Origin of the sequence: Micromonospora echinospora (assembly GCF_900091495.1) — a bacterium.
Classification (GTDB): Bacteria; Actinomycetota; Actinomycetes; order Mycobacteriales; family Micromonosporaceae; genus Micromonospora; species Micromonospora echinospora.
The window spans coordinates 7,287,482-7,301,092 of the sequence record NZ_LT607413.1 but is presented as its reverse complement, the minus strand read 5'-3'; the positions used below and the strand labels follow the sequence as shown (position 1 = coordinate 7,301,092).

The 13,611-nt window shown below is 73.7% G+C and carries 13 protein-coding genes; 7 read left to right on the top strand and 6 right to left on the bottom strand.

All coding sequences use genetic code 11. The features are described from left to right. The first annotated feature begins 28 nt into the window (after positions 1 to 28). Complete coding sequence (locus GA0070618_RS31020; RefSeq protein WP_088984809.1) at positions 29 to 1,978, top strand: hypothetical protein; 1,950 nt, start codon at positions 29 to 31, stop codon at positions 1,976 to 1,978. Positions 1,979 to 2,120: 142 nt separating this feature from the next. Here the strand turns inward: GA0070618_RS31020 and GA0070618_RS31015 are convergent, their stop codons facing one another. Beyond that, entirely contained in the window at positions 2,121 to 2,387 is a 267-nt protein-coding gene (locus tag GA0070618_RS31015; RefSeq protein ID WP_088984808.1) for a helix-turn-helix domain-containing protein, read from the bottom strand. An 88-nt stretch (positions 2,388 to 2,475) separates the two neighbouring features. On the opposite strand from GA0070618_RS31015, the gene map reads away from it, so the two are divergent. Both map and GA0070618_RS31005 read left to right on the top strand, forming a co-directional pair. Beyond that, on the top strand, positions 2,476 to 3,294 hold the full coding sequence (gene map / locus GA0070618_RS31010) for a type I methionyl aminopeptidase (protein ID WP_088984807.1): 819 nt from the start codon (positions 2,476 to 2,478) through the stop codon (positions 3,292 to 3,294). A 29-nt stretch (positions 3,295 to 3,323) separates the two neighbouring features. Then, the gene (locus GA0070618_RS31005) at positions 3,324 to 4,091 is read left to right on the top strand and encodes a class I SAM-dependent methyltransferase (RefSeq protein ID WP_088985968.1); all 768 of its coding nucleotides are present in this window, start codon (positions 3,324 to 3,326) and stop codon (positions 4,089 to 4,091) included. A gap of 192 nt (positions 4,092 to 4,283) precedes the next feature. Here the strand turns inward: GA0070618_RS31005 and GA0070618_RS31000 are convergent, their stop codons facing one another. Next, positions 4,284 to 5,330 carry a pectate lyase family protein gene (locus GA0070618_RS31000; RefSeq protein ID WP_088984806.1) on the bottom strand — a complete coding sequence of 349 codons (1,047 nt, stop codon included), beginning with the start codon at positions 5,328 to 5,330 and terminating at the stop codon, positions 4,284 to 4,286. A gap of 232 nt (positions 5,331 to 5,562) precedes the next feature. Further along, on the bottom strand, positions 5,563 to 6,795 hold the full coding sequence (locus GA0070618_RS30995; RefSeq protein WP_088984805.1) for a PucR family transcriptional regulator: 1,233 nt from the start codon (positions 6,793 to 6,795) through the stop codon (positions 5,563 to 5,565). Positions 6,796 to 6,882: 87 nt separating this feature from the next. On the opposite strand from GA0070618_RS30995, the gene GA0070618_RS30990 reads away from it, so the two are divergent. Next, on the top strand, positions 6,883 to 7,971 hold the full coding sequence (locus GA0070618_RS30990; RefSeq protein WP_088984804.1) for a ferredoxin reductase: 1,089 nt from the start codon (positions 6,883 to 6,885) through the stop codon (positions 7,969 to 7,971). 17 nt (positions 7,972 to 7,988) lie between these two features. Continuing rightward, positions 7,989 to 9,137: a fatty acid desaturase family protein gene (locus GA0070618_RS30985; protein WP_088984803.1), complete on the top strand. Its 1,149-nt coding sequence runs from the start codon at positions 7,989 to 7,991 to the stop codon at positions 9,135 to 9,137. 61 nt (positions 9,138 to 9,198) lie between these two features. Here GA0070618_RS30985 and GA0070618_RS30980 read toward each other — a convergent pair whose 3' ends face one another. Next, positions 9,199 to 9,954 carry a GntR family transcriptional regulator gene (locus tag GA0070618_RS30980; protein ID WP_231931976.1) on the bottom strand — a complete coding sequence of 252 codons (756 nt, stop codon included), beginning with the start codon at positions 9,952 to 9,954 and terminating at the stop codon, positions 9,199 to 9,201. Between the two features lie 172 nt (positions 9,955 to 10,126). Between GA0070618_RS30980 and GA0070618_RS30975 the strand changes: the two genes are divergently transcribed. After that, entirely contained in the window at positions 10,127 to 10,972 is an 846-nt protein-coding gene (locus GA0070618_RS30975) for a nucleotidyltransferase domain-containing protein (RefSeq protein ID WP_231931523.1), read from the top strand. On the opposite strand, the gene GA0070618_RS30970 is transcribed toward GA0070618_RS30975, so the two are convergent. Next, a complete protein-coding gene (locus GA0070618_RS30970; RefSeq protein WP_088984801.1) occupies positions 10,914 to 11,105 on the bottom strand; it encodes a hypothetical protein in 192 nt (63 codons plus the stop codon). The two genes, GA0070618_RS30975 and GA0070618_RS30970, sit on opposite strands and share 59 nt — an antisense overlap. A 145-nt stretch (positions 11,106 to 11,250) precedes the next feature. Between GA0070618_RS30970 and eccB the strand changes: the two genes are divergently transcribed. After that, positions 11,251 to 12,633: a type VII secretion protein EccB gene (gene eccB, locus GA0070618_RS30965; RefSeq protein ID WP_088984800.1), complete on the top strand. Its 1,383-nt coding sequence runs from the start codon at positions 11,251 to 11,253 to the stop codon at positions 12,631 to 12,633. Positions 12,634 to 12,756: 123 nt separating this feature from the next. On the opposite strand, the gene GA0070618_RS30960 is transcribed toward eccB, so the two are convergent. Further along, the gene (locus GA0070618_RS30960) at positions 12,757 to 13,350 is read right to left on the bottom strand and encodes a class I SAM-dependent methyltransferase (RefSeq protein WP_088984799.1); all 594 of its coding nucleotides are present in this window, start codon (positions 13,348 to 13,350) and stop codon (positions 12,757 to 12,759) included. Positions 13,351 to 13,611 lie beyond the last annotated feature (261 nt).

Below are 13,611 nucleotides of genomic sequence, written 5' to 3'. Positions count from 1 at the left end.
GCCTGCCCGTCCCGCCAGGAGGACCACCATGGCCAACGACCCGACCCCGACCACGTTCAGACGCCGCGCGTTGCTGGCCGCCGCGGCCGGCGGGGCAACGCTGCTCGCCGTACCGTTCCGGGCGCTCGCCGGCACACCGGGAACCACCGGGGCGTCGGGGACCACCGCGTCGGGCCTGCCGCTGCTGGCCCCGCTGCCGCCCGGAGCGCCGGACCGGACCCTGTTCGCCCCGCTGGAACAGCGGTTCGCCGGTTATCTGGCGATCCTTCCGGCGATGACCAACGACATCAGCGACACGACCAACCGTGGGTTCATGGGCGGCGGCTGGTGGCGTTCCCCGAACGCGCCGTACAACGCCCGGGTGCAGGAGCACGTCTACACCCTGAGCTGGTTCCACGCCAACCAGCGACCGTGGAACCCGTACGCCGGGGACGCGGCGCTGGCCGGGCGGCTCGACGCGGCGCTCGGACACTACCTCGGACTCCAGCACGACGACGGGTCCTGGCCGGAGTACAACCGCGACGAGCACGCGCTGGCGGCCACCGGCTTCGGCCTCGGTTACCTGGCCAAGACCCTGGCCAACCTGCGGCAGTCGGCCGCGCTGCCGCAGCGGCGGACCGAGATCGAACGGGCGCTGCGCGCCGGGATCGGCTGGCTGCTGGATCCGGCCAACGGCATCTGGGATACCCCGGTCGAGTGGACCAACCAGGTCGCCGGTGGCCTGGCCGGCGCTGCTCTGGCGCTGCGGCTCGACCCGGACGCCGCCCTGTCCGCCCGGCTCACTGAGCGGATCGGCTTCCTGGCCGAGCACGGGCAGAGCCCGGCCGGCTTCTTCTACGACCCGACCGGCATGGACATCAACTACAACTTCGAGGTGATGCTGCCGGAGCTGGCGGAGCTCTACCTGCTCACCGGCGACCGGGCCGTGCTGGGGATGGCCCGCCGGTTCACCGAGTGGTTCGGCTACAACCTGCTCCGCGAGCCGGACGGCTCGGGCTTCCTGACCTACTACGCCATGTCCGCCCGGACCAGCGTCGCCTACTACGACGACGTGATCCCCGACCCGGACCGCAGCAACCTCGGCTCGGCTTTCGTCCCCGACCTGCCGGAACTGGGCGCGTTCTTCACCTCCCGCGAGGACCGGGCCGCCGCCCGCGCCGCCTGGGCCGCCGAGCCGGGGCCCGCCCCTGGACCGGCCAAGCAGGACACCTCACCCCGGATCATCGCGCACGCGCCGTACGGGGAGATGCTGCCGAGCGACGCCGAGAAGAAGCGGGCCGTCGCGGCGCTGCCCTACCTGCGGCGGCCGGAGTTCGCCCAGGTGCGCCGGGACGACACGGTCAACCAGGACTACCTGTACGTCAAGCGGCCGAAGCTCTACTTCGGAGCGTTCTTCGGCACCCGGCCGACCAGCACGGTCCGTAGCGGGCCGGGCTTCCTCTGGCACCCGGTGGCCGGCACCATCGTGCACGCCCAGCAGACCGACACCGGCTGCTGGTCGACGCTGCTGCCCAACGGCAACCCGGACGGCCGGAGCAACCTGGTCGCCGAATACCAGGTCGGTGACCGGGACTGGGACGGGAAGTCGCTCTCTCCCGGCAGCGCGCCGGTGCGGGTGCGTTACCGTCTGCCGGACTCGCGGATCACCACCGAGCTGACCGTCACCCGGGACAGCGTGATCCGCTCGGTGCGGGTCACCTCGACGGGGACCGAGCAGATCCCGCTGGTGCTGCACCCGGAGGACGTCGTGACGTTCGCCGACGGCACCCCGGTCGCCTACGGCGCCAACGCGGCCGCCAGCACCGACGGCCTGACCATCCGTCGTGGCGGCGCCGTCGTCACGATCAGTTGGGACAGCCCACGGCGGGCCACCGTGACCGGCACGTCCCGCACCTATCTGCGCGACGCCCGGCGACGGGTGCACACGCTGCGGGTGCCGCACGACGGCCGGATCGAGGTGCGCATCGCCCTGTCCTGACCGGCCCTCTCGTGTTCGACCAGCTGCCGGACCGGTCGTCGACCGGTCCGGCAGCCGTCTGTCGGGCCTGCCGGCGCAGCCGGTCGGGCCGTGCTCCTGCGTGCCGGTCAGGTCGTGCTCCTGGGTGCCGGCGGGTGGGTCTCTAGGACGCCTGGCGGATGGGCATGTCGGCCAGCCAGGCGTCGGCCAGGTCGCTGAGGGGGACGTCGAGGGCCTGGCTGAGGCAGACCACCGTGCCGAACGCCGGTGCGGGAAGGCGGCCCGCCTCGATCTTGCGCAACGTCTCGGGGGAGATGCCGGCTGCCAGGGCCACCTCGACGAGGCTGCGGCCGACCCGGGCGGCCCGGAGTGCGGCTCCGAGGCGCTGGCCCGCTGCGATCTGTTCGGCGGTGAGGGGTTGGCGAACCATGGCAGCAGGATATCCCTCCGGAGCGTCCGACTTGGCGTGGTATAAAAATCCCGGTATAAAAATACCGCGCCGGGAGAGGGAGGCTGTCGTGATCGAGCTCAAGTCCGCCGAGGAGATCGGCCGGATGGCGGTGACCGGCCAGTTCGTCGGCGAGCTGCTCGCCGAGCTGAGCCGTGTCGCCGCGGTCGGCGTCAACCTGATGGACCTCGAACACCATGCCCGCCGTCGGATCGCCGAACGTGGCGCCGAGTCCTGCTACTGGGACTACGCTCCTTCGTTCGGCCGCGGCCCGTTCCGCAACGTGCTGTGCCTGTCGGTCAACGACGCGGTGCTGCACGGCCTGCCGCACGACTACGTCCTGCGCGACGGTGACCTGCTCAGCATCGACATGGCGGTCGGCATCGACGGCTGGGTCGCGGACTCCGCGCTCTCCGTCGTCGTCGGCACCCCGGACCCGGAGGACCTGAAGCTGATCGAGGCCACCGAGGTCGCCCTGGAGGCCGCCATCGCCGCCGCCCAGCCCGGTGGCCGCCTCGGCGACATCTCCGCCGCGATCGGCGAGGTCGCCCACTCCTACGGCTACCGCGTCAACGCCGAGTTCGGCGGCCACGGCATCGGCCGCACCATGCACGAGGCCCCGCACGTCTCCAACGACGGCCGTGCCCGCCGGGGCATGAAACTCGCCCCCGGCCTCACCCTCGCCATCGAACCCTGGTTCTGCCGCTCCACCGACAAGATCAAGTTCGACGACGACGGTTGGACGATCCGCTCCGCCGACGGTTCCCGTACCGCCCACTCCGAACACACCGTCGCCATCACGGCCACCGGCCCCCAGGTCCTGACCCGTCGCCCCACCCACGGCGTCCCCTCGACCGACCCCACCAGAAGGCCTGCCGCAGCCTCCTGACCCAGGCGCGTCGTGTCAGGATGCTCGGCATGTCTGGTCGTGCGCTGTGCTTCGGAGCGGTGGCGGAAGCATACGAACGGTTCCGGCCGGGATATCCCCCGGAGCTCCTCGACATCGTGATGGCGTACGCGGGTCAGCCGGTTCGGACTGCCCTGGAGATCGGGGCCGGGACAGGAAAGGCGACCCGTCTGTTCGCCCGACAGGGGCTCACGGTGACCGCGACCGAGCCGGACGGGGCAATGCTGGCCGTGCTCCGGCGACACGTGCCCACGAGCGTCAGGACCGTGCAAGCCGCGTTCGAGGACTTGCGACCGGGCGGCAGCTACGGCCTGGTCTACGCGGCAGCGGCGCTGCACTGGACGAATCCGGAGGGTCGGTGGTCGCGGATGGCCGCGCTGGTGGAGCCCGGTGGCGTGTTCGCCTCGTTCGGTGGACCGATCCAGTTGGCCGACCCGGCGGTGCGGGAGGCCGTTCGCGCGGTCCGGGCGCCGTTCCTGGAGAGCGACGAGATTCCGTCTCCGGACGGGACGCCTCCGGGACACGACATGCGGTGGCCGGGCACGGAGCTCCACCGGGCCGAGTGGTTCGCCGATGTTCGGCAGTCCGTGGTCGAGCGGCGTCTGACGATGGGTGCCGACGACTATGTCGGCCTTCTCTCGACCATCTCGGCCTACCTCGAACTGCCGGTCCCGCTGCAGGAGCAGGTGTACCGCCGGATCAGGCAGGTCCTGCCGGAGACGGTCGAGATCTCCGCCGACATCACCGTTCATCTCGCGCGTCGGCGGTCCGAACCGTAGGGCCTCGTGGACCCTCGGCGGACGCTGCTGGTGGTGGTGACCAGGGCGGTCGAGCAGCAACTCACCGTCCGGGTCAACCGTGTCGGAGTGAGGGCCCCCGCCGCCCGCCGTACGGCGGACAGGCGAGGCCCGCTCCGGCCGCCCGGCTGGGGAGCGGGCGACCGGAGCGGGATTCTCAGCGGCGGACCGGCCTCACGGGCAGACCCTGCCGACGCCGACCCCGGCGGTGACCGTGGCGGGCACGCTGGCGGGGGAGTCCACCGTGTACGGGTAGTAGGTGCGCGGCTCGACCACGGTGCCGGCGGTCTCCGGCGTGCCCGAGTTCACGTACAGGTTGTTCCGCTCGACCACCCGGCCCGGCGCACTGTCGGCGTAGCCGACGTGGATCGGGTGGGCGACGTTCTCGAAGTAGTTCCCCTCGACCATCAGCCCGGCGTCTTCCGTGGAGGCGATGCCGTAGAGGGCGTTGTTCCGGTAGTAGTTGTTGTAGATGTGCACCGGTTCGGCGAACCGGACGCGGGGGTGCCGCTGGTCGGTGCCGTCGAAGAAGTTGTGGTGGTAGGTGACCCGCAGCTTGCCCCGGTCGGCCGGGTAGTTGTCCGAGTGGCCGACCAGCGAGGCCTTGCTGTGCTGGTGGAACCGGTTCCAGGACACGGTGACGAAGTCCGACTCCCGCTTGATGTCGAGCAGGCCGTCGTACCCGTCGGACAGGTCGTTGTGGTCGATCCAGACGTGGTGGGCCTTGTTGGTGACGCTGATCGAGTCGTCCTCGGCGTCGGTGAACCTGATGTTCCGGATGATGACGTTGTTGCCGGGCCGGGTGGTCGAGCCCAGTTGCAGGCCGCCGCCGGTGATCTCCGCGGTGGTGCCCACGCCGATGATGCTCTTGTTGGCGACCACAGTGATCATGTCGCTGACCTGGATCCGGCCGGAGACCCGGATGATCAGCGGTCCGGCCTGTCCGGCGGCGGAGGCCAGTTGCGCTGCGGTGGTGACGGTGACGGTCGGGCCGCCCGCGCCGCCGGTGGTGCCGTTCTGGCCGAGGGCGTTGACCGAGGCGAACCCGTCGGGGGCGCCGGTGCAGGTGACGCCGGGGGAGTTGCCGGCGTCGACCCGGGCGGCGGCCGGGGCGGCCACGCCGCCGCCGAGCGGGATGGCCAGCACGCCGGCCAGAAGGAGGGCGGTGCGCCGGGGGACCCGGCGGGGCGGGGTGGCGGGGACGGTGGGAGTGGTGGTCATCGGGTCGCTCTGCTTTCCGGGCGCGCGGAGCCGTCGCGGAGCGCGCCGCCGGGTGGAGGGGCAGGGACACAGGTGCCGCCCGCCGGGACGGCCGGCGGATCCCGGTTGGGACGGGTACGGGATCCGGGCCGTGGCGGGATGGTGCCGTGGAAAGCGCTTTCCCAATGCGGTCACGATACGAGCCCGCACCCGCTCCGTCAACGTCCGTCTATGCGCTGTGCGGATGACGGGGTCACTCCCCGGCCGGGGACGGGTGCTCCGGAAAGGCCAGGGCCAGGGTCAGCTCCAGCACCGTCGCCGGGTCCGCGAGCCGGTCCCCGTACAGGTCCCGCAGCTGGCCCATCCGGTACCGCACGGTCTGCGGGTGGACGAAGAGATCGGCCGCGACGTCGTCCCGCCGGCCCTGGCGCAGCAACCACGACCGCAGTGTCTCGGCGAGCCGGTGCGCGGTGGCCGGCGGCAGCGACGCCAGCGGCTCCAGCGCCCGGGCGCGCAGGTCGGCCAGCCCCTCCGGGTCCATGCCGAGCACCAGCTCGGCGAGATGGTGCTCGGTGTCCAGCGGCGCGCCGTCCTCGGGCGGGTCCACGTCCAGGGCCAGGAGGCGGCAGGCCCGCCGGAACGACACCGCGACCCGGTGCCAGGGGCGGGCCGGCCCCAGCACCGCGCGGCGTCCGTGCAGCACCCGGGCCAGCTGCCGCCGCCGGGCGCCGTGCATGTCCGGTACGAGCAGCACGCCGGTCTCCGTGCCCGGCTCCGCCCCGGGCAGGTCCTCGCCGGCCTCCAGGGTGCGCGGGCTGAGCACGGCCAGGGGCACCCGCAGACTCGTCCGGGGGATCAGGACGGCGGTGAGGGTCTGCGGCGGTGGCCAGTCCGCCCGTTCGGCGCTGGCCAGCAGCACCTCCTCGGGCTCGCCGGCCAGCAGGCGCTGGGCCAGCCGTTCCAGGTTGCGCCGCCGGGCGCGTCCGGCGCTGGCCAGCTCGTCCGCGTGCCCGGCCACGCTGGCGGCGGAGAGTTCGTCGATGTACGCGAAGAGCAGCTCGGCGAACTCCGCCACCGTCGCGGCGGGCAGCCCGCTACGGACCGTCGTGGTGGACATCTCCCGCCAGGCGACCCGGGCCCCGATCCGGTACGCCGCCAGCAGGGCGTCCATGCTGCGGCCGGAACGCGCCTCGCCGCTGCCCAGGGCGTACGCGGCGTCCAGCGCCGGGGCGAGGGGAGTGCTCGGGTCGGAGCCCTGGGCGTGCTCGATCAGGTTGAGGAAGGTGCCGAGGGCGATCTGCACGGCGTTGGAGATCTTGTCGCGCATCTGGCCGGTGAGCGTGCCCGAGTAGCTGGGCACCTCCGCGGTGATCGCGGTCACCGTCCGCTCGGCCAGCAGCGGCAGCCGGTCCTGTAGCTCCCGGGCCACCCGCTCGTCCAGGGCCAGCCGGGCCGCCTCGCGCGTAGCGCGGGAGGTTTCCGACATTTTTTGTTCCCTCCGCACAAGAAGGCAAGGCCGTTTTACCTTACCGAGCCAAGCTTTTGTACGTATGGTGCGCCCACCATTGGTTGTATGACCACCACCGTTCCGCCCCGATCCGCCCGGGTTCCCCTCCGGGACCGGCTCCTGCGGCTCGCCGGCGCGGTCACCACCCCGCTGCTTCCCGGGGACTACCTCGATCTCGTCGCGCCCCTGCGCGCCGGAGCCGACCTGCGGGGCCGGATCCTCGACGTCCGTCCGGAGACTCCGGATGCGGCGACCGTCGTGATCCGCCCCGGTCGCGGCTGGCGCGGCCACCTGCCCGGCCAGTACGTCCGACTCGGCGTGGACGTCGACGGCGTACGCCAGTGGCGGGCGTACTCGCTGACCTCGCCGGCGGCCCGGCATGCCCCGATCACCGTCACCGTCAAGGCGATCCCCGACGGCGTGGTCAGCAACCACCTCGTCCGGCGGATCCGGCCGGGGACCATCGTCCAGCTCGACCAGGCGCAGGGCGACTTCGTGCTGCCCCGGCCGGTGCCGGACCGGGTCCTCTTCGTCACCGCCGGCAGCGGCGTCACCCCGGTGATGGGGATGCTCCGCTCCGGTGCGCTGGCCGGGACCGACGTGGTGGTGCTGCACTCCGCGCCCACCCCGGCCGACGTCATCTTCGGCCCCGAGCTGCGCGGTCTCGCCGAGCGTGGCGTGCTGCGCCTGGTCGAGCGGCACACCGACACCGACGGGCAGGTCGACACCGCCGATCTCGACGGCCTCGTACCCGACCACCTCGACCGGCAGACCTGGGCCTGCGGACCGGTCGGGCTGCTCGACGCCCTCGAAGCGCACTGGGCCGGCGGCGGTGCCGCCGACCGGCTGCACACCGAACGGTTCCGCCCGACCGTGATCACCGCCGGCGAGGGCGGTCCGGTGACCTTCACCCGTGCCGGGGTCACCGTCCAGGCCGACGGCGCCCGCGCGCTGCTCGACGCGGGCGAGGAGGCCGGGGTGCTGATGCCCTCGGGCTGCCGGATGGGCATCTGCTTCGGCTGCGTCCTGCCCCTGCGGCAGGGAGCGGTTCGGGACCTGCGAACCGGGGAACTGACCACTGCACTGCCCGGCGACGGCGTGCGCATCCAGACCTGCGTGTCGGCGGCGGCCGGCCCGTGCGACATCGACCTCTGACGACGGGAGTTGCGGGCATGACCGTGATCCAGAAGAAACCGCACAACCCCATCGCGCACCTCACCGCGACGGACATCGAGGCGCTCGCCGCCGAACTCGACGCGATCCGGGACCGGGTCATCGCCAGCCGGGGCGAGCGCGACGCCGCGTACATCCGCCGCCTCGTCGCCAACCAGCGCCGGCTGGAGCTGGGCAGTCGGGTCGTGCTGCTCTTCTCGCTCTTCCCGCCCGCCTGGGTGGTGGGCACCGCCGGGCTGGCGGTGGCGAAGATCCTGGACAACATGGAGATCGGCCACAACGTCCTGCACGGCCAGTGGGACTGGATGCGGGATCCGAAGATCCACTCGACCACCTGGGACTGGGACCACGTCTCCCCGGCGGAGCAGTGGAAGCAGTCGCACAACGAGCTGCACCACAAGTACACAAACGTCGTCGGCCGGGACAACGACCTCGGCTACGGCATCATGCGGGTCGATGAGGACCAGCCCTGGCGGCCGATGCACCTCGGCCAGCCGTTGTGGAACCTGATCAACGCCTGCTTCTTCGAGTACGGCATCGCCGCGTACGACGTGGAGCTGGGTCGCCACCTCCAGGAGAAGACCACCCGGGACCCGGTGTTCCGGACCCGCGCCAAGGCCGTCCTGCGCAAGATCCGCCGCCAGGTGCTCAAGGACTACGTCCTGCACCCGCTGCTCTCCGGACCGTCCTTCCTCAGCACCCTCGCCGCCACCTTCACCGCGAACCTGATCCGCAACGTGTGGAGCCACTCGGTGATCATGTGTGGACACTTCCCGAGCGGGGTGGAGACCTTCGAGAAGACCTCCATCGAGGGGGAGACGAAGGGGGAGTGGTACCTGCGGCAGATGCTCGGCTCGGGCAACATCAGCGGTGGCCGGCTGCTGCACCTGATGGCCGGCAACCTCTCCCACCAGATCGAGCACCACCTCTTCCCCGACCTGCCCAGCAACCGCTACCGGGAGATCGCCCCGGAGGTGCGCGAGGTCTTCCGGCGGTACGGGTTGTCGTACACCACCGGGTCGCTGCCCCGGCAGGTGGCCTCGGCGTGGTGGAAGGTCATCCGGCTCTCCCTGCCGAGCCGCTCCGCCGCCGAGCCGGTGGACGACCAACCGGCGGCGGCGATCCGCGAGCCCTCGCTGGTGGGCTGACCCGCGACGCCCCGGTCGCTGCCCCGTGGCGGTTCCCCGGCCCGTCGGCCCCGGCCGGGCGTCAGCCCCGGCGGAGGAGCTGGAGGTCGATCCGGCCGGTGTCGTACCAGTGCCGGCTGAACAACGCCACCCGGTCGCCCGGGGCCGCCGGAAAGTGCCGCTGCTCCAGCAGGAGCAGCGGGGCGTCCGAGGCGAGGGCGAGCCGTTCCCGTAGGTCGGCGTCCGGGACCACCGGCACCAGCCGGGTAACCGCCTGCCGCAGCGGCAGCCCCAGCGCGGCGAGCCGGTCGTGCAGCGAGTCCTCCGCCCCGAACGTGTCGAGCGCGGTGGGCTCCGGCAGCAGGCCCGCCGGGACCCACTCGGCGCAGTGCGTCACCGGAACACCGTCGGCGGTGCGGGTCCGGGTCAGGTGCACCACCGGGGTGCCCGGATCGACGCGCAGCACGGCGGCGAGCGCCGGGTCCGCGAGCACGTGCCGGACGCGCAGCCCGGTGGTGCCCGGCCGGTGACCGAGCAGCGCGAGGCCCCGTCCGGTGCCGGTGAGCCGCTCCAGGCCGTGCGCGGGGCGGGGCGTCGCCGAGACGAACGTGCCGATGCCCCGGCGGCGGACCAGGAGCAGGTCCCCGATCAGCTCGGTGACGGCCGCGCGCAGGGTCGGCCGGCTCACCCCGAGCCGCCGGGCCAGCTCCGGCTCGGCCGGTAGGCGGGAGCCCGGGGCGAGGACCCCGTCCCGGATGAGCTCCCGCAGGCGGGTCGCCGTCCGGGCACCGAGCGTGCGGGTCTCGGGGTCGAGCCGTACCGACCAGTTCGTGTCCATCACGCCTCTCGGCTCTCCTGTCCGGCTGCGAACGGCGGCGCCCCCGCGCACCACCGGTGGACGCTGGCGACGAGAGTCATCCGTGTCGATCCGTATTCTCACCCTAACGGTGGGTACGCGCAGCCCCGGGGGCGGGTGCGGGCCGGTCGCTGTGGCGGACCAGAATGCGGCCATGGACCCCGACGTGCGGACGTATCTCGGTGACCTGGTCGACGCCGCCCGGGACGTGCTGGGCGACAACCTGGTGGGCGCGTACGCCGCCGGATCGGTGGCGCTCGACGCGTACCAGCCGGGTCGCAGCGACGTGGACGTGGCCCTGCTCTGCGCGCGGGCGCCCGGCCCGGAACGTGGTCGGGCGCTGGTGGCGCGGCTGCGCCACGAGGCGCTGCCCTGCCCGGCCCGGGGCCTGGAACTCGTCCTCTACCGGGAGGCGGTCGCCCGCTCCGGCACCCCCGAGCCCGGTTACGAGGTCGAGCTGAACACCGGACGGGGGCTGCCGTTCCGGGCCGGTGTGGACGGCCCGGACCGGCCCGCCGCCGACGGCCTGTTCTGGTACGGGCTCGACCGCAGCATCCTGCACCAGCACGGGCTGACGCTGTTCGGCCCGCCGGCCGCCGAGGCGTTCGCCGATCCCTCCCCGGCCGACCTGCGCCGGCTCCTGGTCGACGCGCTGCGCTGGTGGCTGGCGCTGCCCACACCCGAGGGAGACGGGCCGGCCCCCGGCACGGAGGACGCGGTGCTGGGAGCCTGCCGGTCCCTGGTGCGCTTCCGTGACGGGGTGTGGCTGTCGAAGGTCCGGGCCGGACGCCGCCTCGCGGACGCGGGCTGGTGCGTCGACGTGATCGAACGGTCGATCGCGGCCCGGGACGGCGGCGTGCCGCCGAGCGGGCCGCAGGCACGGGCCGTGCAGGAGCGGGTGCTCGCCGAGATCAGCGGGGGCGGTCCCGCCGACCGTGGCGTCACCGGTGCCGCTCTGGGGGCGTGGCACGGTGCCGGGCCACCACCCGTCGACTCCTGACCAGCGCGAGGACGACCACCGCGAGCAGCGCCACCGCACCCACCACGAGGAGCCAGCGGAGCGCCTCCAGGAGCAGGCCGAGCAGGACGAGGGCGGCGGCGACCACCCCCACCACGACGAGCAGGGTCCGCATGGCGGGGCCTCCTTCGGGCGGCGGACAGGGTGTCGGCCCCGACTTCCCGTTCGGCGCGGCACTATTCCCGGCCGGCGTCCCGGCCACGGGCGGTGACGGCGTCCCCCTTATCCTGTGACCCGGCCGAGCACCGGGAAGGGACCGCATGCCGTCGCGGCAGGACCAGCTCCACTCGTACCAGTTCACCGTCCAACGCGCGGTCGCCGCCCTGGTGATGCGGGAGACGGATCCGGTGGTCTCCCCGTTCCGCCGGTTGGCCGGCGCGACCCTGGCCAGTGTGCTGGTGGCGGCGATCGCGCTCGGTGCGGCGGCGCTCTACGGCCTCTTCGCCGGCGGGGGCTCCGCCTGGCGGGACGAGCGGGCCGTGGTGGTCGAGAAGGAGTCCGGCGCGCGCTTCGTCTACCGGGACGGGAAGCTCCACCCGGTGTCGAACTACGCCTCGGCGCTGCTGATCGTCGGCGCCGAGCGGGCGAAGACGGTGCTGGTGTCCCGTCGCTCGATCGAGGGGGTGCCCCGGGGCCTGCCACTGGGCATTCCCGACGCGCCGGACTCGCTGCCGGCCGCCGGCCGGCTGACCACCGCGCCCTGGACGGTCTGCTCGGTGACCGGCGTGGACGCCTCGCCGCCCCGCTCGGTGCTGCTGGTCGGGGCCACCGCCCGGGACGGCCGGCCGCTCGGCGACGACGCGGTGCTGCTCCGGCCGCCGGACGGCAGCCTGCACCTCGTCTGGCACCGGCACCGGCACCGGTTACGCGACGTGAACCGGGTGCTGGCCGCGCTGGCCGCGACCCGGCAGCGGGCGGTGCCGGTGGCGCCGGCGCTGCTCGACAGCCTGCCGGCCGGCCCGGACCTGGCCCCGCTGGACCTGCCCGGCCTGGGCGAGCCGTCCGAGGCGGTCGCCGGTGCCGACATCGGCGACGTCTACCTGGTCGCCAACTCCGGTGGCGGCCGTCAGTACGTGGTGGTCGACCGGGACGGGGTCGCCGGCATCACCGAGTTGCAGGCGAGTCTCCTGCTGGCCCGGACCGGGCAGGGCGACCCGCGACCGTTGACCCTCGGCCGGTTCGCCCGCCTGCCGAAGCTGCCCGACCTCGTGCCGGGCGGCCCCACCGCCCCGCCGACCAGCCCACCCCGACTGGTCCGGCCCGAGGCGGGCGCGATCTGCGGGCAGGTCGGCGACGACGGCGGCGTCCGGGAGGTACGCGTCGGCGCGACCGTGCCGGAGCGGGTGGCGGTGCCCGGTGGCGGCGTCGACGGGGTGACCGGCGGGGCCGCCGACCACGTGGTGGTCGAGCCGGGCCGGGGGGCGGTGATCGAGTCGGTCGCCGCGCCCGGGGCCACCGGCGGCGCCGTCTCCGTCGTCACCGACCTCGGCCGGCGGCACGTGGTGGCCTCGACGGAGGTGCTGGGCATGCTGGGCTACCCCGACGTCCGGCCGGTACGCCTGCCCGCGGGCCTGGTCAGCCTGGTGCCCGCCGGCAGTCCGCTGGACCCGGAGGTGGCCCGACAGGTCGCCGCGCCCGCCTGAGGGCGTGCGGTGCGGCGTCGCGCGCCGGTCAGGGGCGACGCCGGTTCGGGTGGTGCCGGTCGGGTGGTGCCGAGCGGGTGGTGCCGAGCGGGTCGACCGAATCGACGTCGGCCGGGCGGTGCCTCAGCCGGCGGGTCGGCGCAGCACGGTGACCGCGAAGTCGGCATCGGCCCGCCAGGGCCGCAGGTCCCAGGTGGCGAACCGGTGCTCCCGGTGCAAGCCGGCGGCCGAGGCGTCGGCGTCGAAGTCGGCGAGCGGGTAACCCCGGCCGGTGCCGAACCCGACCACCAGCACCCCGTCCGGGCGCAGGTGGGCGGCGATCCGGCGGAGCACCTCCCGCTCCGTGCCGGGAGCCAGGAAGGCCATCACGTTGCCCGCGACGACCGCCGCGTCGAACGGTTCGCCGGGCAGGTCCAGTTCGGCGAGGTCGGCGACCAGCCAGGTCGGCCCCGGGTGGTCCGCGCGGGCCGCCTCGACGAGCACCGGGTCGGCGTCCACCCCGACCACCGTGTGCCCCCGGTCGGCCAGCGCGGCGCCGACCCGGCCGGTGCCGCAGCCGGCGTCGAGGATCCGTGCGCCGGGCGGGACCATGGCGTCCAGCAGGCGGGCCTCGCCGGCCAGGTCCGCCCCCTCGGCGGCGAGTTGGCGGAACCGGTCGACGTACCAGTGGGAGTGGTCCGGTCCGGTCTCGGTCACCCAGCGGGTCGGCTTGCCCATGGCGCCCACCGTAGCGGTCCGGGGCGGCCGGTGCGCCGGTGACCGCCGGGATACCCGCCCGACATCGACGGGGCGGCGTCGTTCCACAACGGACCGTATGATGGGCCGGGCATCCGCCGCCGACGCGTCCCCCCGCGGAAGCGGTCGTGCCGCCGGAACGGGCGGGTATCCGGTCCGTCGGGTGGAAGTTTTCCCGATCCGTCGCCGCCCACCCGGAGGACGACCGTCCGGTGACCCTCCGGACCACACAGGTTCCGGCCT

What these genes read in the sequence shown, in the direction of transcription:
- GA0070618_RS31020 (WP_088984809.1), top strand. Translation starts at nt 29, where the DNA reads ATGGCCAACGACCCGACCCCGACCACGTTCAGACGCCGCGCGTTGCTG.
- GA0070618_RS31015 (WP_088984808.1), bottom strand. Translation starts at nt 2,387, where the DNA reads ATGGTTCGCCAACCCCTCACCGCCGAACAGATCGCAGCGGGCCAGCGC.
- GA0070618_RS31005 (WP_088985968.1), top strand. Translation starts at nt 3,324, where the DNA reads ATGTCTGGTCGTGCGCTGTGCTTCGGAGCGGTGGCGGAAGCATACGAA.
- GA0070618_RS31000 (WP_088984806.1), bottom strand. Translation starts at nt 5,330, where the DNA reads ATGACCACCACTCCCACCGTCCCCGCCACCCCGCCCCGCCGGGTCCCC.
- GA0070618_RS30995 (WP_088984805.1), bottom strand. Translation starts at nt 6,795, where the DNA reads ATGTCGGAAACCTCCCGCGCTACGCGCGAGGCGGCCCGGCTGGCCCTG.
- GA0070618_RS30990 (WP_088984804.1), top strand. Translation starts at nt 6,883, where the DNA reads ATGACCACCACCGTTCCGCCCCGATCCGCCCGGGTTCCCCTCCGGGAC.
- GA0070618_RS30985 (WP_088984803.1), top strand. Translation starts at nt 7,989, where the DNA reads ATGACCGTGATCCAGAAGAAACCGCACAACCCCATCGCGCACCTCACC.
- GA0070618_RS30980 (WP_231931976.1), bottom strand. Translation starts at nt 9,954, where the DNA reads ATGGACACGAACTGGTCGGTACGGCTCGACCCCGAGACCCGCACGCTC.
- GA0070618_RS30975 (WP_231931523.1), top strand. Translation starts at nt 10,127, where the DNA reads ATGGACCCCGACGTGCGGACGTATCTCGGTGACCTGGTCGACGCCGCC.
- GA0070618_RS30970 (WP_088984801.1), bottom strand. Translation starts at nt 11,105, where the DNA reads ATGCGGACCCTGCTCGTCGTGGTGGGGGTGGTCGCCGCCGCCCTCGTC.
- eccB (WP_088984800.1), top strand. Translation starts at nt 11,251, where the DNA reads ATGCCGTCGCGGCAGGACCAGCTCCACTCGTACCAGTTCACCGTCCAA.
- GA0070618_RS30960 (WP_088984799.1), bottom strand. Translation starts at nt 13,350, where the DNA reads ATGGGCAAGCCGACCCGCTGGGTGACCGAGACCGGACCGGACCACTCC.